The following is an 18,589-nucleotide window of genomic DNA, read 5'->3' as shown; positions in this document are numbered from 1 at the left end:
CCGGCTCCGGCCCCCGGTAAAACGCATGCCCTGCTGATTTCCAGAGTAGCAAATATGCCGCCGCGACATGTTCAGGTTCCGGCGCCGCCCGGCCAGCCGGCGGCGCAACCCGCGCCCGCCTTGCGCCGCCGGCCGCGCCAGTCGCGCGCGCAGGCGAGTTCCGACGCGCTGCAGCAGGCGTTCGTTCAGCTTTTGCTCGAACGCGGCTACGCGAAGGCGACGATCCGCGAGATCGCGGCGGTCGCGGGCGTGAGCATCGGCACCTTCTACGAATACTTCGGCGACAAGCAGAGCCTCGCGGCGCTCTGTATCCACCGGCACGTACAGGCGATGGCCGACCGGCTGCGCGACGCCATCGCGCGACTGCATGGCGCGCCGCGGGCCGAACTGGCCGCCGCGCTCGTCGACCTGCAGGTCGACGCGATCGGCGCCGACGCGGCGCTGTGGGGCGCGCTCTTCGCGCTGGAACGGCAGGTGTCGCCGCTCACCGCCTACCGTCGGCATTACGACGCGTACGTCGCGCTGTGGCGTGACGCGCTCGCGCATGCGGCCGATCCGCCGCCGGCCGCGCGGCTCGACGGGCTCGCGCGGATGGCGCACACGATCTGCTACGGCGGGCTTTCGCAGGCGTTGCTGACGCTCGGGCCCGCGTTCGACATCGCCGCGCTGCGCGACGAACTGCGGGCCGTGCTGCTCGCCTACCTGGCGGCGGCCGGCCGGTAGCATCCCTGGGGCCTGCTCACACTGATAACAGCCTAGGGGAAATGCCTGATTCGCATGTCGCCCCGACAGGCTAGCCTTGCCGCTGCGTACCCCTCCCCACGAGCCATGAGAAAAATGCATGGCCGCCATGACGAACTTTCGATTGTCGACCGATATTGGCTCGGGCTAAATCGTGCGGCAGATGCAGGCCGTGCGTGTCGCGCGCGGCCGCCCGAAGGACATCAGAAGGAGGAGTCATGCGAAGCGCGACCGCGCCCCGTTCGAAACTACCCGACGTCGGGACGACGATCTTCACGGTGATCGGCCAACTGGCTGCCCGTCACGATGCGTTGAACCTGTCGCAGGGGGCGCCGAATTTCGCGCCCGATCCGGCGCTCGTCGAAGGCGTCGCGCGCGCGATGCGCGACGGGCACAACCAGTACGCGCCGATGGCCGGCGTCATGGCGCTGCGCGAGCGGCTCGCCGAAAAGACCGAGGCGCTGTACGGCCCACACTACGATCCGGCTACCGAGATCACGGTGATCGCGAGCGCGAGCGAAGGGCTCTACGCGGCGATCAGCGCGCTCGTGCATCGGGGCGACGAGGTGATCTACTTCGAGCCGTCGTTCGACAGCTATGCGCCGATCGTGCGGCTGCAGGGCGCGACGCCGGTGGCGATCAAGCTGTCGCCCGAGCATTTCCGCGTGAACTGGGACGAAGTCGCCGCGGCGATCAACCCGCGCACGCGGATGATCATCGTCAACACGCCGCACAACCCGACCGCGACGGTGTTTTCCGCCGACGATCTCGAACGGCTCGCGCAGCTCACGCGCGATACCGGCATCGTGATCCTGTCCGACGAGGTCTACGAGCACGTCGTGTTCGACGGCGCGCAGCACCAGAGCATGGCGCGCCATCGCGAGCTGGCCGAGCGCAGTGTGATCGTGTCGTCGTTCGGCAAGTCGTTCCACGTGACGGGCTGGCGGGTCGGCTATTGCCTCGCGCCGGCCGAGCTGATGGACGAGATCCGCAAGGTGCACCAGTTCATGGTGTTCGCGGCCGACACGCCGATGCAGGTCGCGTTCGCGGAAATCCTCGCGCGGCCGGACAGCTATCTCGGCCTGTCGGCGTTCTACCAGGCCAAGCGCGACCTGCTCGCGCGCGAGCTGGCCGATTCGCGTTTCGAGCTGCTGCCGAGCGAAGGCTCGTTCTTCATGCTCGCGCGCTTCCGGCACTTCTCGGACGAAAGCGACAGCGATTTCGTGCTGCGCCTGATCCGCGACGCGCGCGTCGCGACGATTCCGCTGTCGGCGTTCTATACCGACGGCACCGACGCCGGCGTGATCCGGCTCAGTTTTTCGAAGGACGACGCGACGCTGGTCGAAGGCGCGCGGCGGCTGCGTTCGCTGTAAGGCCCGTACGTCAACCGGCGACGGGAGCGTCGCACCGACCAGACACAGGAGATCACGATGAAGCACACGGCCACCCTGAAACTCGCGTTCGCACTCGCGTGCGCCATCGGCTCGGGCGCCGCGCTTGCCGATACGCAGACGCTGCGCTTCGGCCTCGAGGCGCAATACCCGCCATTCGAATCGAAAGCGCCGAACGGCGACCTGCAGGGCTTCGACATCGACGTCGGCAATGCCGTCTGCCAGACGGCGAAGCTGTCGTGCAAATGGGTCGAGACGTCGTTCGACGGCCTGATTCCCGCGCTGCAGGGCCGCAAGTTCGATGCGATCAACTCGGCGATGAACGCGACCGAGCAGCGGCGCCAGGCGATCGACTTCACGACGATCATCTATCGCGTGCCGACCCAGCTGATCGCCCGCACCGGCAGTGGCCTGCTGCCAACGCCGGAATCGCTGAAGGGCAAGCGTGTCGGCGTGCTGCAGGCGTCGATCCAGGAAACCTTCGCGAAGGCGCACTGGGAGCCGGCGGGCGTCGCGGTCGTCGCGTACCAGGACCAGAACCAGGCGTACGCGGACCTCGTGGCCGGCCGTCTCGACGCGACGCTCGTGCTCGCACCGTCCGGCCAGCGCGGCTTCCTGTCGCGTCCGGACGGCAAGGGCTTCTCGTTCGTCGGCCAGCCCGTGCGCGACGACAAGATTCTCGGCAATGGCATCGCATTCGGGCTGCGTAAAGGCGACAGCGCGCTGAAGGCGAAGCTCGACGCGGCGATCGACAAGCTGAAGGCGGACGGCACGGTGAAGTCGCTCGGCCTGAAGTATTTCGGCGATATCGACATCTCGGCGAAGTAAGCGGAGCCGCGCGCGATGCAGAACCGGAACACGGCCGCCGCGGGTGGCGAACAGGGCGGCGGATCGTTGTCGGGTGATGCGGTCGAAGCCGTGCTCGTCGCCGAACTGGGCGATGCGCTCGTGACGCGCTCGGCGGACATCGATCCGCGTTACTTCACCGCGTACAACGAGCCGGCCGGCGTGCGGCCGCGTGCGCTGGTGCGACCGCGCAGTGTCGACGACGTGTCGCGCACGCTCGCGCTGTGTGCGCGGCTCGGCCAGCCGGTCGTGCCGCAGGGCGGTTTGACGGGACTTGCGCGCGGCGCGGTCGCGCTCGGCGTCGAGGTGGTGCTGTCGATGGAGCGCTTCGCGGGCATCGAGGCGCTCGACGCGGCGGCCGGCACGATGACCGTGCGCGCCGGGACGCCGCTGCAGACGGTGCAGGAAGCCGCGGAAGCGGCGGGTTTCACGTTCGGTGTCGATCTCGGCGCACGCGGTTCATGCCAGATCGGCGGCATGCTCGCGACCAATGCGGGCGGCACGCGCGCGATCCGCTACGGGATGATGCGCGAGCAGGTGCTCGGGCTCGAGGCGGTGCTCGCGGACGGCACGGTCGTGTCGTCGATGAACCGGATGCTGAAGAACAATGCGGGCTACGACCTCAAGCAGCTGTTCGTCGGCAGCGAAGGGACGCTCGGCGTCGTCACGCGCGCGGTGCTGCGGCTGCATCCGCTGCTGGCCGCGCCGGCCACGGCGCTCTGCCGCGTGCGCGACTACGATGCGGTGGTCGCGCTGTGGAACCGCGTGCGCATGTTGCCGGAGGTCGTCAGTTTCGAGGCGATGTGGCCGGCGTTCTACGACTACGTCGCGCGTCATACGCCGGGTGTTTCGGCGCCGTTCGTCGGCGACGATGGCTTCGCGATCCTGATCGAATGCGCGACGAGTGCACCGGGCGGCGATGCGCACCAGGCGCTGGAAAGCGGTCTCGCGGCGGGGTTCGATGCAGGGCTCGTGGAGGATGCGGTGCTCGCGACGTCGGAGCGGCAGGCGCGCGACTTGTGGACGCTGCGCGAAGGACTCGCGATCGACGCGCTGCCGCAGCTCGTCAACTTCGACGTGAGCCTGCCGACGGGAGAACTCGGCGCGTTTGCCGAGCGTTGCGACGCGGCATTGCGGGCGCGCTGGCCGGACGTCACGTGCCTGTTCTTCGGCCATGTCGGCGACGGCAACGTGCATATCGGCGTGTCGCTGGCCGGGATAACCGACACGGACCTCGATGCGCTCGATCACTGCGTGTACGCGGTGGTGCGGGACATGGGCGGCTCGGTGTCGGCCGAGCACGGGATCGGCGTCCTCAAGCGCCCCTACCTCGCGCATACGCGCAGCGACGCGGAAATCGGATTGATGCGACGCCTGAAGGCCGCGCTGGATCCGCTCGGCATCCTGAATCCCGGCAAGGTGCTTTGATCGGGGTGACGCACGTTGCCGGCGGGAGCCGGCGTGCGTGACGCGTCAGCCGTCCACCCAGCGCAGCGCACCGATCTTCAGGTGCTCGACGACGCTGCGCGCCCAGTCGAGTTCGGCATTGAGCAGGACGAGCGCATGCTCGTTCTGCAGCAGGAACAGGCGCGGCACCTGGTCGGCCTGCGCGGTGGCGCGCAGCGTTTCGAGGCGTTCGCGCTCCGCGTCGAGCCGCGTGATTCGAAGCTCGAGCTGGTGGCGGGCATCTTCGGCGTCGAGCAGCGGCAGGAATGCCAGGCCGGCGCCGAATGCCGGAAATTCACGCGCGGGTTCCGCGAGCAGCGCATGCAGCCACGCCTGCCCGGCCGTGTGGCCGGCCTCGGTCAGCGCATACAGCGTGCGCTCCGGAAACGCGCCGTCGCGCTCGGTGTCGTGCACGGCGATAAGCCCGTCGCGCAGCAGCCGGTCGATCGTCTGGTAGAGGCTCGTGCGCTGGCGCACGTTGACGACTTCGTCGTACCCGCGCGCCTTCAGTTGCTGCAGCATCCCGTAGGGATGCATCGGTGTTTCGGTGAGCGTCGCGAGGACGGCCAGCGCGAGCGGGGACGGGCGACTGGTGGACATGAATAGTGATTCAATATCTAGTAAGAATATAACTATTCTTAATCAGACTATCATATTTCACAAGGGTTTCAGCCGAGGTGCGAGCGCTTCGCGGCCGGGGCGACGGTTTCCATCGTCGCGAGACCGTGCACGATGCCGCAATCTTCGACCGAATGCTCGCCGACGCACTGGCGGCGCAATTCGGTGAGCTGGTCGCGCAGATGCGTGAGTTCCGCGAGGCGCGCATCGACGTGTCCGATGTGCTCGTCGAGCAGCGAATTGATCGAATCGCAGGGGTCGGCCGGCGTGTCGGTGAGCTGCAGCAGCGCGCGGATTTCGTCGTGGGCCATGTCGAGTGCGCGGCAATTGCGGATGAAGCGCAGCCGCTCGACGTGCACGTCGGTGTAGTTGCGGTAGTTCGAGTCAGTGCGCTCCGCATCCGGCATCAGACCCTCTTTCTCGTAGAAACGGATCGTCTCGGGTGTGCAGCGGGCCGCTTTGGCCAGTTCGCCGATCTTCATGACCTTTCTCCCGTGTAAGGGTTGACCTTGTAGTGGCTTCAGGGTGTTAACTCTACACCGTTAGCCATTGAGGAGGTTGTCATGACCGACGCCCAGCGTACCCACGACCCACGACACCGTCATGCCGGCGGCGCCGCTCCGTGCTGCGCCGACGCGCACGATACGGATACGGCGACCGTCGCCGAGGCGGCGCCGACGGCCGGCGAGCACGCGCACGGCGAGGTCGCCGCAGCGCGCGGCGCGCAGTCGCATGCCCACAGCCACGACCACGATCATCAACATGATCACGCGCATGCCGGTGGTGAAGAGGGTCACGCCCACGGCGCCGGTTGCAGCCACGGCAGCGGCAAGGAACACGACCACGATCATGGTCATGACCATGCGCACGAGCATGGCGACGGCCATGTCCATGGCGCCGCCTGTGCACACGGCAGCGCCGCGCACGACCATGCCGGTCACGACCACGACCACGACCACGACCACGCGGCCGGCGACTGCTGCGCGCCTGCCGCGATGACGCTCGCGCCGCTGCCGGTTGCGCAGGCGACCGCGTCGGGCCATGTGCGCTCCGCGTTCCGGATCATGCAGATGGACTGCCCGACCGAGGAAACGCTGATCCGCAAGAAGCTCGGCGGGATGAGCGAAGTGTCGGCGCTCGAATTCAACCTGATGCAGCGGATGCTGACGGTCGAGCACGTGCCGGACGCCCAGTCGGCGATCGAAAGCGCGATCCGCTCGCTCGGGATGACGCCCGAGGCGGCAGCGCCGGGCGCACCGGCCGCGCGCGTCGCCGACGCCCCCCCGAAGCCGTGGTGGCCGCTGGCGCTCGCCGGTGTCGCCGCGATCGCGTCCGAAGGCGCGACCTGGGCCGGCCTGCCCGTGTGGCTCGCGGCCGCACTCGCGCTTGCGGCGGTGCTCGCATGCGGGCTCACCACGTACAAGAAGGGCTGGATCGCGATCCGCAACGGCAACCTGAACATCAACGCGCTGATGAGCATCGCGGTGACGGGCGCGATGGCGATCGGCCAGTGGCCGGAAGCCGCGATGGTGATGGTGCTGTTCACGATCGCCGAGCTGATCGAAGCGAAGTCGCTCGACCGGGCACGCAATGCGATCCAGGGCCTGATGCAGCTCGCGCCGGACACCGCGACCGTGCAGGACCCCGACGGGTCGTGGCGCACGATCGAGGCTGCGCAGGTTGCGCTCGGTGCAGTCGTGCGCGTGAAGCCGGGCGAGCGGATCGGGCTGGACGGCGAAGTCGTCGCGGGCCGCTCGACGGTGAACCAGGCGCCGATCACCGGCGAGAGCCTGCCCGTCGAAAAGACGACCGGCGACGCCGTGTACGCGGGCACGATCAACGAATCGGGTTCGTTCGACTATCGCGTGACGGCCGTCGCGGCCAACTCGACGCTCGCGCGGATCATCCACGCGGTTGAAGAAGCCCAGGGCGCGAAGGCGCCGACGCAACGCTTCGTCGACCAGTTCGCACGTGTCTACACGCCGATCGTGTTCGCGGTCGCGCTGCTGGTCGCGGTGGCGCCGCCGCTCGTGATGGGCGGTGCGTGGCACGACTGGATCTACCGCGCGCTGGTGCTGCTCGTGATCGCGTGCCCGTGCGCGCTGGTGATCTCGACGCCGGTGACGATCGTGTCGGGGCTCGCGGCAGCCGCACGACGCGGGATTCTCGTGAAGGGCGGCGTGTACCTGGAAGAAGGGCGCAAGCTCGCGTGGCTCGCGCTCGACAAGACCGGCACGATCACGCACGGCAAGCCGGTGCAGACCGACTTCGACCTGCACGCGACCGACGCCGATGACGCACGTGTGCGGCACCTCGGCGCGAGCCTCGCGGCGCGCTCCGATCACCCGGTGTCGCAGGCGATCGCAGCCGCAGCGCGCGACGCGGGCACGACGGTATTCGCCGATGTGCAGGACTTCGAAGCGATCGTCGGGCGCGGCGTGCGCGGCACGATCGACGGCACGCGCTACTGGCTCGGCAACCACCGGCTCGTCGAGGAACTCGAGCGCTGCTCGACGGCCCTCGAAGCAAAGCTCGATGCGCTCGAGCGGCAGGGCAAGAGCGTCGTGGTGCTGGTCGACGAAGCGCGCGTGCTCGGCATCTTCGCGGTGGCCGACACGATCAAGGACACGAGCCGTGAAGCGATCGCGGATCTGCATGCGCTCGGCATCCGCACCGCGATGCTGACCGGCGACAACCCGCATACCGCGCAGGCGATCGCGCAGCAGGCCGGCATCGACGACGCACGCGGCAACCAGTTGCCGGAAGACAAGCTCGCGGCGGTCGAGGAGCTGTCGGCCGGCGGCGCGGGCGCGGTCGGGATGGTCGGCGACGGGATCAACGACGCACCGGCGCTCGCGCGCGCCGACATCGGCTTCGCGATGGGCGCGATGGGCACCGACACGGCGATCGAGACGGCCGACGTCGCGCTGATGGACGACGACCTGCGCAAGATTCCCGCGTTCGTGCGGCTGTCGCGTGCGACGCATCGCGTCCTGGTGCAGAACATCGGCTTCGCGCTCGGCGTGAAGATCGTGTTCCTCGGCCTCACGGTCGCGGGGCTCGGCACGATGTGGATGGCGGTCTTCGCCGACGCGGGCGCCAGCCTGATCGTCGTGGCCAACGGTTTGCGGCTGCTGTCGTCCTCGGGGGCGTTCGGCGGCGGGCAGGCCAAGCGTTGAGGAGCGGGCGATGAGCTTTCTGAAACGAATCCTGGGCGGCCACGGCGGTAGCCATGGCGGCGGGCACGGCAACAACAGCGGTTACGGTAGCGGGCATCACGGCGGGCAGCGCCGGGACGGGCACGGCGGCCACGAGGCGCGCGGCCGCGATCGCCACGGCTGGGGCTGGCAGGCGCCGGCCGACAGTCGAAGCGGGCCGGCCAGCGGCAACGTGCCGCTGACCCAGCTGGCCTGCGCGGGCTGCGGCGCACTCAACGCGGCGGATGCGCGCTTCTGCGCGCAGTGCGGTGCCGCGCAACGCGGCAAGTCCTGCAGCCGCTGCCACTCGGCGCTGGCGGACGACGCGCGGTTCTGCCCCGGGTGCGGGACGCAGGCTGCGTAAGCCGGTTGATCCGCGCATTCGCGCCGGCGGCGTGTGAACGCCGGCCGGCGCGCTTCGTTTCAGGGCCGCCGCGCAGGCTTGCGATCAGCGCAGCGGCAGGTAGATCTCGGTGCGCAGGTCGGCCGGCGCGGCATCCATCGGCGTATTGAGGTATAGCTCGAACGGCGGCGTGTCGGCGGCTTCACGGCCCGAGTGGCGCAGCCAGTCGCCGTAGAGCCACTGGTAGGCCGTCTTCAGGTCCGCATACGGCCCCGTATGCAGCAGCACCGCGTATTCGCCGCCCGCGACCGTCGCACGCTCCACCGGCGGCGCGGGTTCGATGTCCGGCGCGCCGTCGGCCGGCATGAAGCACGCTTTCGCGCGCAACTGCGCTTCGGGCGTCGTGTCCGGATCGTCGTAAAAAATCCCGATCATCTTCGCGCCCGGGCCGATCAGCCCGCGCGGACCGGCCCACGCACCGATCCGGGCGAACGCGTCGCCGACCTTCAAGTACGACCCGGTGTGCGCCACGGCATAGCCGTGTAATTCCGGCAGCCGCCGGATCTCGACTTCATGCTTGAACATGTCTTCCTCTCCTCGCTGTAACGGATAGATGGGCCGGTGGCTGCCCGTGCGACGGTGCTGCACGGGCGGCACGCCGTATGCGTCGCGAAACGCCCGCGCGAACGCGTGCGTCGAACCGTAGCCCGCGCGCCGCGCGATTTCGTCGATCGGCCGCGCCGTGCACACGAGATCCTCGGATGCGCGCACGATCCGCATCCGCCGCACCGTCAGCACGATCGACTCGCCATACAGCGCGCGATAGACACGCTGCCAGTGATACGGCGACAGGCACGCAACTTCGGCGAGCCGGTTCAGGTCGAGCGGGCCGTCGAGGTGTGCGCGGATGTACTCGTGCACGCGCGCCACGCTCGCCGCATAGCGAAGCCAGGCGGGCGGGTCGGGTTTCGTTTCGATGGTCATCGGCGTGTCAGGGCAGGAACCGACGTCACGGTAGCACGGCCCGATTTGATAAATCTTGCGGAAATGCGTAGGAGACCAACGAGTCGAGCCCCATTTTATTTTGGCGAAATGGGGTCTTGCCCCCCTGCGATCTATGACTAAAGTTAAAGACGGTGAAATCGGGTGATCGCGTCATTTTTCTCGGGTAAGTTGCTCCGTCGGGCAGCACGTTTTTCGAAGTACGCAGGTAGTTCGTCGATGTTCAATCGCAACACCACGTTTTCGGGAGAAGAAGAAATGGATGCTTCCAGCTTCATCACGTCGCTGCAGACCACGCTAGGGGGGTATCTGCCAAAGATCGCCGGCGCGATCGGCATCCTGGTGATCGGCTGGCTGATCGCCGTCGTGGTGCGGGCCGGCGCGATGCGCCTGCTCAGCGCGCTGAAGGTCGATCAGCGGATCAACGAAAGCACCGGCCAGGGCGCCTGCGTCGAGCGCATCATCGCGGGCGGCCTGTTCTGGCTCGTGCTGCTCGTCACCGCGGTGGGCATCTTCAACGTGCTCAACCTGTACGCGGTGTCCAACCCGTTCTCGCTGCTCGTCACGCATATCGTCAACTACCTGCCGAACCTGATCGGCGGCGCGGCGCTGACGCTGATCGCGTGGCTCATCGCGTCGCTGCTGCGCAGCCTCGCGAACCGCGCGCTGAAGGCGAGCAAGATCGATGACAAGCTGTCCGAAGGCGCCGGCATGCAGCCGATGACCGGCTATCTCGGCGACGTGCTGTTCTGGCTCGTGATCCTGATGTTCCTGCCGGCGATTCTCGGATCGTTCGCGCTGTCGGGGCTGCTGTCGCCGGTGCAGGGGATGGTCGACAAGCTGCTCGCGATCGTGCCGAACATTTTCGCGGCCGCGGTGATCGGCATCGTCGGCTGGATCGTCGCGCGCGTGCTGCGCGGCCTCGTGACGAACCTGCTCGTCGCCGCCGGCGCCGACCGCCTCACGCAGCGTCTCGACAGCCCGACGCCCGTGCGCGTGTCGAGCCTGGTCGGCACGATCGTCTACGTGTTCGTGTTCGTGCCGACGCTGATCTCCGCGCTCGACGCGCTGAAGATCGACGCGATCTCGGTGCCGGCCACCAACATGCTGAACCAGTTCCTCGGCGCGGTGCCGGACATCGTCGCGGCGATCGTGATCGTGCTGGTGACGTTCTACTTCGCGCGCTTCGTCGCGTCGCTCGCGCAGAAGCTGCTGGAAGCCGCGGGCGCCGACGGGCTGCCGGCCGTGCTCGGCGTCGAGCGCGTGTTCTCGGGGATCCTGCAGCCGTCGGTGCTGGTCGCGCGGCTGATCGTGTTCTTCGCGATGCTGTTCGCGTCGGTCGAAGCGGCGAACCGGCTCGGCTTCTCGCAGGTGCGCGACGTCGTCACGCTGTTCATCGAATTCGGCGGCCACGTGCTGATGGGTGGCGTGATCCTCGTGATCGGCGTGTGGCTCGCGGGCCTCGCGCGCCGCGTGATCGAGCAGGCCGACCGCGAGCACAGCGTGCTGTTCGCGCGCATCGCGCAATTCGCGATCCTGGGCCTCGTGTTCGCGATGGGGCTGCGCGCGATGGGCATCGCGAACGAGATCGTCCAGCTTGCCTTTGGCCTCGTGCTCGGCGCGATCGCGGTGGCGGTGGCGCTGTCGTTCGGCCTCGGCGGCCGCGAAGCGGCCGGCAAGCTGCTCGACCGCTGGTTCAACCAGCGCGGCGGCGGCCAGTAACACCACCGTCGCGCCTCCGTCCGGCCGCGCTGCATGGCCGGACGGCGTTGCGGCCGCGTATGTATCCGGTCGGGCGGGAACGCCACGCGACAGCGTCCGCTCGGGCGGCGCCGCCAGCGGCGGGCGTCGGCTGTCGGCGGAGGCTGCCGCTGTGCCGCCTGCGGCGTGTCGGCTTCGTCAGCCGTTGCGTGCCTGCATTTCTGCAAGCGAAATGTCAGCCGCGATCTTTGCCGAATTTCGATAACACGTCGTTTAATGACTCTCTAGCATCGATTCTCAGTCGCGCAGGCCGGCAGGCATGGCGCCTTTGAGGAGAGAGTCCGATGAAAGCAGAGTCGAATGGCCGGCCCGCCGCCGGCGCCAAGTCGTCCGGCCAGCCCGCGCTGCAGCAGACGCTCGGGACCTGGCAACTGTGGGGCATCGCGGTCGGCCTCGTGATTTCCGGCGAGTACTTCGGCTGGAGCTACGGCTGGGCGAGCGCCGGCACGCTGGGCTTCGTCGTCACCGCGCTGTTCGTCGCGGCGATGTACACCACCTTCATTTTCAGTTTCACCGAGCTGACGACGTCGATCCCGCATGCGGGCGGCCCGTTCGCGTATGCGCGCCGGGCGTTCGGCCCGACCGGCGGCTATCTCGCCGGTGCGGCGACACTCGTCGAGTTCGTGTTCGCGCCGCCCGCGATCGCGCTCGCGATCGGCGCGTACCTGCACGTGCAGTTCCCCGGCCTCGAGCCAAAGCATGCGGCGATGGGCGCGTATCTCGTGTTCATGGCGCTGAACATCGTCGGCGTGCAGATCGCGGCGACCTTCGAGCTGGTCGTCACGCTGCTCGCGATCTTCGAGCTGCTGGTGTTCATGGGCGTCGTGTCTCCGGGCTTCGCGTGGAGCAACTTCATGAAGGGCGGCTGGTCGGGCGCCGATCATTTCAGCGTGGGCGCGTTCCACGGGATGTTCGCCGCGATCCCGTTCGCGATCTGGTTCTTCCTCGCGATCGAAGGCGTCGCGATGGCCGCCGAGGAAGCGAAGAACCCGAAGCGCTCGATCCCGATCGCGTACGTGGCCGGGATCCTGACCCTCGTTGCACTCGCGATCGGCGTGATGGTGTTCGCCGGCGGCGCAGGCGACTGGACCAAGCTCGCGAACATCAACGATCCGCTGCCGCAGGCCATGAAGTACATCGTCGGCGCGAACAGCGGCTGGATGCACATGCTCGTGTGGCTCGGGCTGTTCGGGCTGGTCGCGTCGTTCCACGGGATCATCCTCGGCTATTCGCGGCAGATCTTCGCGCTGGCCCGCGAAGGCTACCTGCCCGAATGGCTCGGGAAGGTGCATCCGCGCTTCAAGACGCCCCATCGCGCGATTCTCGCGGGCGGCGTGGTGGGCATCGCGGCGATCTACAGCGACGAGCTGATCCAGTTCGGCGGGCAGACGCTGACCGCGAATATCGTGACGATGTCGGTATTCGGTGCGATCGTGATGTATATCGTGAGCATGGCGTCGCTGTTCAAGCTGCGCCGCTCGCAGCCGAACATGGCGCGGCCGTTCCGCGCGCCGCTGTACCCGATCTTCCCCGCGTTCGCGATCCTGGCCGCGCTCGTCTGTCTCGGCACGATGATTTACTTCAACGGGCTGGTCGCGCTGGTGTTCCTCGGCTTCCTCGCGTTCGGCTACGCGTACTTCCTCGCGACGCGTGCGCAGCGTGCGAGTGCGCCGGGCGACGTGCTGCTGGAGGAGTGAGCAGGGTGAAGGTGAACGTGAAAGGCCGTTCCTGACGGCATCCGGCGCGCCCTGTCGAACGGGCGCGCCGTCGGCTTTAGGCAAGGAGATTCGCAGATGTCCTATACGGAGACGATCGGTCCGCGCACGTACCGCTTCGCGGACCTGAAGACGCTGCTCGCGAAGGCGAGCCCGCTGCGTTCCGGCGACCAGCTCGCCGGTGTCGCGGCGGCGAGCGAGGAGGAGCGCGTCGCCGCGAAGATCGCGCTCGCGGGCGTGCCGCTGAAGGCGTTCCTGAACGAAGCGGTGATCCCGTATGAAGACGACGAGGTCACGCGCCTCATCGTCGACGATCACGATGCGGCGGCCTTCGCGGAAATCTCGCACCTCACCGTCGGCGAGTTCCGCAACTGGCTGCTGTCGCCGGCGGCCGACGGCGCGGCGCTCGAACGGATCGCGCCGGGGCTCACGCCCGAGATGGTCGCGGCGGTGTCGAAGCTGATGCGCAACCAGGACCTGATCGCGGCGGCGCGGAAGCGCCGCGTCGTCACGCGCTTTCGCAACACGGTCGGGCTGCCGGGCCGGATGTCGGTGCGGCTGCAGCCGAACCACCCGACCGACGACGTGAAGGGCATCGCCGCGTCGATGCTCGACGGGCTGATGTACGGCTGCGGCGACGCGATGATCGGCATCAACCCGGCCACCGACAGCCTCGCGGCGATCGTGAAGCTGCTCGCGATGATCGACGGCTTCCGCGAACGCTACGGCGTGCCGACTCAGTCGTGCGTGCTCACCCACGTGACCAACACGATCGCGGCGGTCGAGAAGGGCGCGCCGGTCGACCTCGTGTTCCAGTCGATCGCGGGCACCGAGAAGGCGAACGCGAGCTTCGGCATCTCGCTCGCGCTGCTCGGCGAGGCGCGCGAGGCCGCGTTGTCGCTCAAGCGCGGCACCGTCGGCAACAACCTGATGTACTTCGAGACGGGGCAAGGCAGTGCGCTGTCGGCGAACGCGCATTTCGGCGTCGATCAGCAGACCTGCGAAGTGCGCGCGTATGCGGTGGCGCGCAAGTTCGAGCCGTTCCTCGTGAACACGGTGGTCGGCTTCATCGGGCCGGAATACCTGTACGACGGCAAGCAGATCATCCGTGCGGGGCTCGAGGATCACTTCTGCGGGAAGCTGCTCGGCGTGCCGATGGGCTGCGACATCTGCTACACGAACCACGCGGAAGCCGACTCGGACGACATGGATACGCTGCTGACGCTGCTCGGTGCGGCCGGCATCAACTTCATCATGGGGATTCCGGGCGCGGACGATGTGATGCTGAACTACCAGAGCACGTCGTTCCACGACCAGCTATACGTGCGCGAGGTGCTAGGCCTGCGCCGCGCGCCGGAATTCGAGGAGTGGCTGGAGACGATGGAGATCGCCGACGCGCACGGCGCGTTGCGCGCGGCGACGTCGCGCGTGCCGCTGCTCGCGGGCGCGAACGACTGGATCGGGATTTCGGCATGAGCGACGCCGTCGAAAAGAACCCGTGGGCGCAGCTGAAGTCGTTCACCAACGCGCGGATCGCGCTCGGCCGCGCGGGCAACAGCCTGCCGACCGCGCCGCTGCTCGCGTTCAACCTGTCGCATGCGCAGGCGCGCGACGCGGTGCACCAGCCGCTCGACGCGGACGCGCTGCGGCGCGAGCTCGACGCGGCCGGCTTCGCGACGCTCGGCGTGCAGAGTGCCGCGCCCGATCGCCAGCATTACCTGCGCCGGCCCGACCTCGGCCGCAAGCTGTCGGATGAAGGGCGCGCGCTGCTGGCGGCGCACGGCGACGCGGTGACGGGCGACGGGCCCGACGTCGTGTTCGTGGTCGGCGACGGGCTGTCGGCGTTTGCAGCCGCGAAGCAGGCGCTGCCGTTGCTGCAGGCCGTGCGGCCGCGGCTCGATGCGGATGGCTGGCGGATCGGCCCGGTGGTGGTCGCGACGCAGGCGCGCGTCGCGCTCGGCGACGAGATCGGCGAATTGCTGCGCGCGAAGGTCGTCGCGATGCTGATCGGCGAACGGCCGGGGCTCAGCTCGCCGGACAGCCTCGGCGTGTACCTGACGTGGGCGCCGAAGGTCGGCTGCCATGACGCGTTGCGCAACTGCATCTCGAACGTGCGGCCTGAAGGGCTGCCGTACGCGGGGGCCGCGCACAAGCTGCATTACCTGATGACGCACGCGCGCCGGCTCGGGCTGACGGGCGTCGGGCTGAAGGACGACAGCGATGCGTTGTTGCCGCAGGCAGAGGCGGAGCGGATCGGGGCGGATTGAAAAAGGCCATGCGCGGGCCGCCGCGTGGCGGTGTTCGAGCCGTTCGAGCGGCCTGCGGGCGCCTATCTGAACAACCGCTCGCACAGAAAATCGACGAACACGCGCAGCTTCGGCGACAACTGCCGGCTCGATGGCCACACGATCGAGAATTGCCCGGGCGCGATCCGGTAGTCGTCGAGCACGGTGACGAGTGCGCCGTGTTCGAGCGCGTCGCGCGCGAGGAAGTCGGGCATGTAGCCGATGCCGAGCCCCGCGAGCACGGTGCCGCGCAGGGCTTCCATGTTGTTGCAGGTCAGCGCGGTGCGCAGCTTCAGCGGCGTGCCGTCGTCGGCCGCGAGCGCCCAGTCCTGCAGCTTGCCGGTGGTCGGGAAGCAGTAGCGCACGCATTCGTGCGCTTCGAGATCGCGCGGCGTGCGCGGCGTGCCGGCCTGCGCGAGATACGCGGGCGTCGCGCACAGCACGAACGCGAACGGGCCGAGCCGCCGTGACATCAGGCTCGAATCCGACAGCGGGCCGCTGCGGATCACCGCATCGAAGCCGCCTTCGACGACGTCCACCATCCGGTCGTTGAAATCGAGATCGAGTTCGACGTCCGGGTAGCGCTGCCGGAATTCGGGCAGCACCGGCAGCAGGAACCGGTAGCCGATCACCGGCAGGCTCACGCGCAGCTTGCCGCGCGGGCGCTGCGCGGAGGCCGTTACGGTCGCTTCCGCGTCGCGAAAATCCTCGAGGATCCGCTGGCAGCGTTCGTAGAAGTGCCGCCCCTCTTCGGTGAGCGTGACGCGCCGCGTGGTGCGGTTGAACAGGCGCACGCCGAGCGACTGCTCGAGTTTCGCGATCGTCTTGCCGACCGCCGACGCCGAGATGCCGAGCGCGCGGCCGGCCGCGACGAAGCTCAATGCTTCCGCGGTGCGGACGAAGGCGACGATGCCGGTCAGGTTGTCCATCGAGTCGAAGGCGTGCGTCGACGCACGTGGTCGAGTGAATTGCGGAATTCTAGTCCGTTATATGCGGAGCTTTGCGTGGTTTTTCGTGGATTGAATCGGATTTATCTTCTGTCGCTCTGACGGCGCATCCGCGCCGGCTTTTCGAGGAGCGATGATGGATCACCCTTTTTCAGCCGCTTCGGACCCGTCGGCACGCCGGCGCGCATGGGTGCTGGCCGCCGTCTGCCTGGCCGCCGTCGCGCTGCCGCTGTCGTTTTCGGGCGGCGCCGTCGCGACGCCCGCGATCGGCCGCGACCTGCACGGCGGGACGGTCGCGATGAACTGGATCACCAACGCGTTCATGCTCGCGTTCGGCAGTTTCCTGATGGCGGCCGGCGCGCTGGCCGACCAGTTCGGCCGCAAGCGCCTGTTCGCGATCGGTGTCGGCGGCTTCACGCTGATGTCGGTCGCGCTCGCGTTCGCGCCGTCGATGCTCGCGGTCGACCTGCTGCGCGCCGCACAAGGGCTCGCGGCGGCCGCGGCGCTCGCGGGCGGCACGGCCGCGCTCGCGCAGGAATTCGACGGCGCGGCGCGCACGCGCGCATTCAGCCTGCTCGGCACGACCTTCGGCATCGGGCTCGCGTTCGGGCCGGTGCTGGCCGGCGCGCTGATCGGGCATCACGGCTGGCGCGCGATCTTCGTGACGAGCGCGGTGGCCGGCGGGCTGTCGCTCGTAGTCGGGCTGCCGCGCATGCACGAGTCGCGCGACCCGCACGCGACGGGGCTCGACTGGCCCGGCACGGCCGCGTTCACCACCGCGCTGACGCTGTTCACGTTCGGCGTGATCGAGGCGCCCGCGCGCGGCTGGTCGAGCCCGCTGGTGATCGCGCTGCTGGCAGGCGCGGCGCTCGGCGCGTGGGCGTTCGTCGCGATCGAGACGCGGGTCGCGCGGCCGATGCTCGACCTGTCGCTGTTCCGGATCGCGCGCTTCGTCGGCGTGCAGGTGCTGCCGGTGTCGACCTGCTGCTGCTACATCGTGCTGCTCGTCGTGCTGCCGCTGCGCTTCATCGGCATCGACGGCTTCAGCGAGATCGACGCCGGCTGGCTGATGCTCGCGATTTCCGCGCCAATGCTGGTCGTGCCGTTCATCGCGGCGACGCTCACGCGCTGGCTGTCGGCCGGCGTGATCTCGGGGTTCGGGCTCCTGATCGCGGCAGCCGGGCTCGTGTGGCTGGGCATTGCGCTGCGCGGCGGCGCGGGGGCCGCGGCGATCGCGCCGATGGTGACGATCGGAGTCGGCGCCGGGATGCCGTGGGGGCTGATGGACGGGCTGTCGGTGAGCGTCGTGCCGAAGGAGCGCGCGGGGATGGCGACGGGAATCTTCAGCACGACGCGCGTGGCCGGCGAGGGAATCGCGCTCGCGATCGTGGGTGCGGTGCTGGCTGGGCTGGCGCGGACGGGGCTGACGCAGGCGGCGGGTGCCGCCGGCACACCCGACGAAACGCTGCGTGCGGCCGCGCGGCTCGCGACCGGTGATCTCGCGGGTGCGGCGGCTGCGCTGCCGGGTGTTGGGCACGCAGCGCTGCTCGCGAGTTACACGCATGCGTTCGATCGGTTGTTGATCGGGCTGGCGGTCGTGACGGTGCTGTGTGCGGGGGTGGTGTTTGCGTTTCTGGGTGGGCGACCGGCGGCGGCTGAAACGGATGACGACACCGACGAGCACGCACATGCCGACGTGCCGGCGCGCAGCCGGATCGAACCGGCTTGTGCGGAGACGCGCGCGCGTTGAGCCTCGCGTCGTCGCGCACGGACGCTCCGGCCACGGCGGCCGGATCGTCGTCCTGTTTCATCATCGCCGCATTCGCACGCTGACGATCCGCCTTGCCCCTCAAGCCAGCACCAGCGGCGGCAGCGTCGCATCCGCCCGTGCCTGCGCATGCTCCACGTCAACCACGACATAGCGCCGCGCATCGGGCCACAGATGCGCACGGCTGCCCGCCTCCTCGTCGATCGTCGCGCGGCCCTGCACGAGCCAGGTCGTCTGCCGCACGAAGTCGACGAACAGCAGCGCGATGGCCGGATTCACCAGCAGGTTGCCGATCGTGTTGAACAGGTTGTTGCCCGCGAAGTCGGGCAGCACGAGCGTGCGGCGGTCGGGCAGGTCGACGAGCGGCTCGAACGAGCCGTCCGCGCGTGGCTGGCGGCCGCGGTACGAGCAGTCGCTGTTGCCGGCCGCGTCGGCGGTTGCGACGATCAGGAACGCCTGTTCGCGAATGAACGCGATGGCGTCGTCGGTCAGGGGGCCGCGGTCGTTCATGGTGTCGGTCGGCGCACAC

16 protein-coding genes are annotated in these 18,589 nt (G+C 68.7%); 11 read left to right on the top strand and 5 right to left on the bottom strand.

Going from position 1 to position 18,589, the window contains the following annotated elements:
* Nucleotides 1-54 precede the first annotated feature (54 nt).
* The 4 genes from LGM56_RS30140 (at nucleotide 55) to LGM56_RS30125 (ending at nucleotide 4,406) form a co-directional block, all read left to right on the top strand.
* The gene (locus LGM56_RS30140; protein ID WP_089493828.1) at nucleotides 55-723 is read left to right on the top strand and encodes a TetR/AcrR family transcriptional regulator; all 669 of its coding nucleotides are present in this window, start codon (nucleotides 55-57) and stop codon (nucleotides 721-723) included.
* 236 nt (nucleotides 724-959) lie between these two features.
* The gene (locus tag LGM56_RS30135) at nucleotides 960-2,114 is read left to right on the top strand and encodes a pyridoxal phosphate-dependent aminotransferase (protein WP_226207589.1); all 1,155 of its coding nucleotides are present in this window, start codon (nucleotides 960-962) and stop codon (nucleotides 2,112-2,114) included.
* A gap of 57 nt (nucleotides 2,115-2,171) precedes the next feature.
* Entirely contained in the window at nucleotides 2,172-2,960 is a 789-nt protein-coding gene (locus LGM56_RS30130) for an ABC transporter substrate-binding protein (RefSeq protein WP_226207588.1), read from the top strand.
* A 15-nt stretch (nucleotides 2,961-2,975) separates the two neighbouring features.
* Nucleotides 2,976-4,406 (top strand): FAD-binding oxidoreductase, encoded by a 1,431-nt coding sequence (locus tag LGM56_RS30125; protein WP_226207587.1) that lies wholly within the window; start codon nucleotides 2,976-2,978, stop codon nucleotides 4,404-4,406.
* 45 nt (nucleotides 4,407-4,451) lie between these two features.
* On the opposite strand, the gene LGM56_RS30120 is transcribed toward LGM56_RS30125, so the two are convergent.
* Together LGM56_RS30120 and cadR are read right to left on the bottom strand one after the other, a co-directional pair.
* Nucleotides 4,452-5,024 (bottom strand): PadR family transcriptional regulator, encoded by a 573-nt coding sequence (locus LGM56_RS30120; protein WP_089424169.1) that lies wholly within the window; start codon nucleotides 5,022-5,024, stop codon nucleotides 4,452-4,454.
* Between the two features lie 68 nt (nucleotides 5,025-5,092).
* Nucleotides 5,093-5,524, bottom strand: a complete 432-nt coding sequence (cadR, locus tag LGM56_RS30115; protein WP_011350541.1) for a Cd(II)/Pb(II)-responsive transcriptional regulator — start codon at nucleotides 5,522-5,524, stop codon at nucleotides 5,093-5,095.
* An 81-nt stretch (nucleotides 5,525-5,605) separates the two neighbouring features.
* Here cadR and LGM56_RS30105 point away from each other — a divergent pair, with 81 nt between their 5' ends.
* Together LGM56_RS30105 and LGM56_RS30100 are read left to right on the top strand one after the other, a co-directional pair.
* Nucleotides 5,606-8,221 (top strand): heavy metal translocating P-type ATPase, encoded by a 2,616-nt coding sequence (locus tag LGM56_RS30105; protein ID WP_319000783.1) that lies wholly within the window; start codon nucleotides 5,606-5,608, stop codon nucleotides 8,219-8,221.
* Nucleotides 8,222-8,231: 10 nt separating this feature from the next.
* Nucleotides 8,232-8,603, top strand: coding sequence for a zinc ribbon domain-containing protein (locus LGM56_RS30100; RefSeq protein WP_226207584.1), 372 nt, complete (start codon nucleotides 8,232-8,234; stop codon nucleotides 8,601-8,603).
* Nucleotides 8,604-8,687: 84 nt separating this feature from the next.
* Here the strand turns inward: LGM56_RS30100 and LGM56_RS30095 are convergent, their stop codons facing one another.
* Nucleotides 8,688-9,566 (bottom strand): AraC family transcriptional regulator, encoded by an 879-nt coding sequence (locus tag LGM56_RS30095; RefSeq protein WP_226207583.1) that lies wholly within the window; start codon nucleotides 9,564-9,566, stop codon nucleotides 8,688-8,690.
* A 276-nt stretch (nucleotides 9,567-9,842) separates the two neighbouring features.
* On the opposite strand from LGM56_RS30095, the gene LGM56_RS30090 reads away from it, so the two are divergent.
* The 4 genes from LGM56_RS30090 to eutC all read left to right on the top strand — a co-directional run bounded on the left by LGM56_RS30090 (nucleotide 9,843) and on the right by eutC (nucleotide 15,327).
* Complete coding sequence (locus tag LGM56_RS30090) at nucleotides 9,843-11,306, top strand: mechanosensitive ion channel (protein WP_226207582.1); 1,464 nt, start codon at nucleotides 9,843-9,845, stop codon at nucleotides 11,304-11,306.
* 323 nt (nucleotides 11,307-11,629) lie between these two features.
* Nucleotides 11,630-13,042 carry an ethanolamine permease gene (gene eat / locus LGM56_RS30085; protein ID WP_226207581.1) on the top strand — a complete coding sequence of 471 codons (1,413 nt, stop codon included), beginning with the start codon at nucleotides 11,630-11,632 and terminating at the stop codon, nucleotides 13,040-13,042.
* Between the two features lie 96 nt (nucleotides 13,043-13,138).
* Nucleotides 13,139-14,536: an ethanolamine ammonia-lyase subunit EutB gene (locus LGM56_RS30080; protein WP_226207580.1), complete on the top strand. Its 1,398-nt coding sequence runs from the start codon at nucleotides 13,139-13,141 to the stop codon at nucleotides 14,534-14,536.
* Nucleotides 14,533-15,327, top strand: a complete 795-nt coding sequence (eutC, locus tag LGM56_RS30075) for an ethanolamine ammonia-lyase subunit EutC (RefSeq protein ID WP_226207579.1) — start codon at nucleotides 14,533-14,535, stop codon at nucleotides 15,325-15,327. The genes LGM56_RS30080 and eutC overlap by 4 nt, the downstream gene beginning before the upstream one ends.
* A gap of 62 nt (nucleotides 15,328-15,389) precedes the next feature.
* Here the strand turns inward: eutC and LGM56_RS30070 are convergent, their stop codons facing one another.
* A complete protein-coding gene (locus LGM56_RS30070) occupies nucleotides 15,390-16,274 on the bottom strand; it encodes a LysR family transcriptional regulator (RefSeq protein WP_039351377.1) in 885 nt (294 codons plus the stop codon).
* 154 nt (nucleotides 16,275-16,428) lie between these two features.
* Between LGM56_RS30070 and LGM56_RS30065 the strand changes: the two genes are divergently transcribed.
* Nucleotides 16,429-18,042 carry an MFS transporter gene (locus LGM56_RS30065; RefSeq protein ID WP_226207578.1) on the top strand — a complete coding sequence of 538 codons (1,614 nt, stop codon included), beginning with the start codon at nucleotides 16,429-16,431 and terminating at the stop codon, nucleotides 18,040-18,042.
* Between the two features lie 99 nt (nucleotides 18,043-18,141).
* On the opposite strand, the gene LGM56_RS30060 is transcribed toward LGM56_RS30065, so the two are convergent.
* A complete protein-coding gene (locus LGM56_RS30060) occupies nucleotides 18,142-18,570 on the bottom strand; it encodes a pyridoxamine 5'-phosphate oxidase family protein (RefSeq protein WP_226207577.1) in 429 nt (142 codons plus the stop codon).
* Between the last annotated feature and the right edge of the window lie 19 nt (nucleotides 18,571-18,589).

This window comes from Burkholderia sp. AU38729, from assembly GCF_020419725.1.
In the GTDB taxonomy this organism is placed as follows: Bacteria; Pseudomonadota; Gammaproteobacteria; order Burkholderiales; family Burkholderiaceae; genus Burkholderia.
This window is presented reverse-complemented; position numbering and strand designations above follow the sequence as displayed.

Excerpts from the sequence above, each read along its gene's own strand:
- LGM56_RS30140 (WP_089493828.1), top strand. The coding sequence starts at position 55 with ATGCCGCCGCGACATGTTCAGGTTCCGGCGCCGCCCGGCCAGCCGGCG.
- LGM56_RS30135 (WP_226207589.1), top strand. The coding sequence starts at position 960 with ATGCGAAGCGCGACCGCGCCCCGTTCGAAACTACCCGACGTCGGGACG.
- LGM56_RS30130 (WP_226207588.1), top strand. The coding sequence starts at position 2,172 with ATGAAGCACACGGCCACCCTGAAACTCGCGTTCGCACTCGCGTGCGCC.
- LGM56_RS30125 (WP_226207587.1), top strand. The coding sequence starts at position 2,976 with ATGCAGAACCGGAACACGGCCGCCGCGGGTGGCGAACAGGGCGGCGGA.
- LGM56_RS30120 (WP_089424169.1), bottom strand. The coding sequence starts at position 5,024 with ATGTCCACCAGTCGCCCGTCCCCGCTCGCGCTGGCCGTCCTCGCGACG.
- cadR (WP_011350541.1), bottom strand. The coding sequence starts at position 5,524 with ATGAAGATCGGCGAACTGGCCAAAGCGGCCCGCTGCACACCCGAGACG.
- LGM56_RS30105 (WP_319000783.1), top strand. The coding sequence starts at position 5,606 with ATGACCGACGCCCAGCGTACCCACGACCCACGACACCGTCATGCCGGC.
- LGM56_RS30100 (WP_226207584.1), top strand. The coding sequence starts at position 8,232 with ATGAGCTTTCTGAAACGAATCCTGGGCGGCCACGGCGGTAGCCATGGC.
- LGM56_RS30095 (WP_226207583.1), bottom strand. The coding sequence starts at position 9,566 with ATGACCATCGAAACGAAACCCGACCCGCCCGCCTGGCTTCGCTATGCG.
- LGM56_RS30090 (WP_226207582.1), top strand. The coding sequence starts at position 9,843 with ATGGATGCTTCCAGCTTCATCACGTCGCTGCAGACCACGCTAGGGGGG.
- eat (WP_226207581.1), top strand. The coding sequence starts at position 11,630 with ATGAAAGCAGAGTCGAATGGCCGGCCCGCCGCCGGCGCCAAGTCGTCC.
- LGM56_RS30080 (WP_226207580.1), top strand. The coding sequence starts at position 13,139 with ATGTCCTATACGGAGACGATCGGTCCGCGCACGTACCGCTTCGCGGAC.
- eutC (WP_226207579.1), top strand. The coding sequence starts at position 14,533 with ATGAGCGACGCCGTCGAAAAGAACCCGTGGGCGCAGCTGAAGTCGTTC.
- LGM56_RS30070 (WP_039351377.1), bottom strand. The coding sequence starts at position 16,274 with ATGGACAACCTGACCGGCATCGTCGCCTTCGTCCGCACCGCGGAAGCA.
- LGM56_RS30065 (WP_226207578.1), top strand. The coding sequence starts at position 16,429 with ATGGATCACCCTTTTTCAGCCGCTTCGGACCCGTCGGCACGCCGGCGC.
- LGM56_RS30060 (WP_226207577.1), bottom strand. The coding sequence starts at position 18,570 with ATGAACGACCGCGGCCCCCTGACCGACGACGCCATCGCGTTCATTCGC.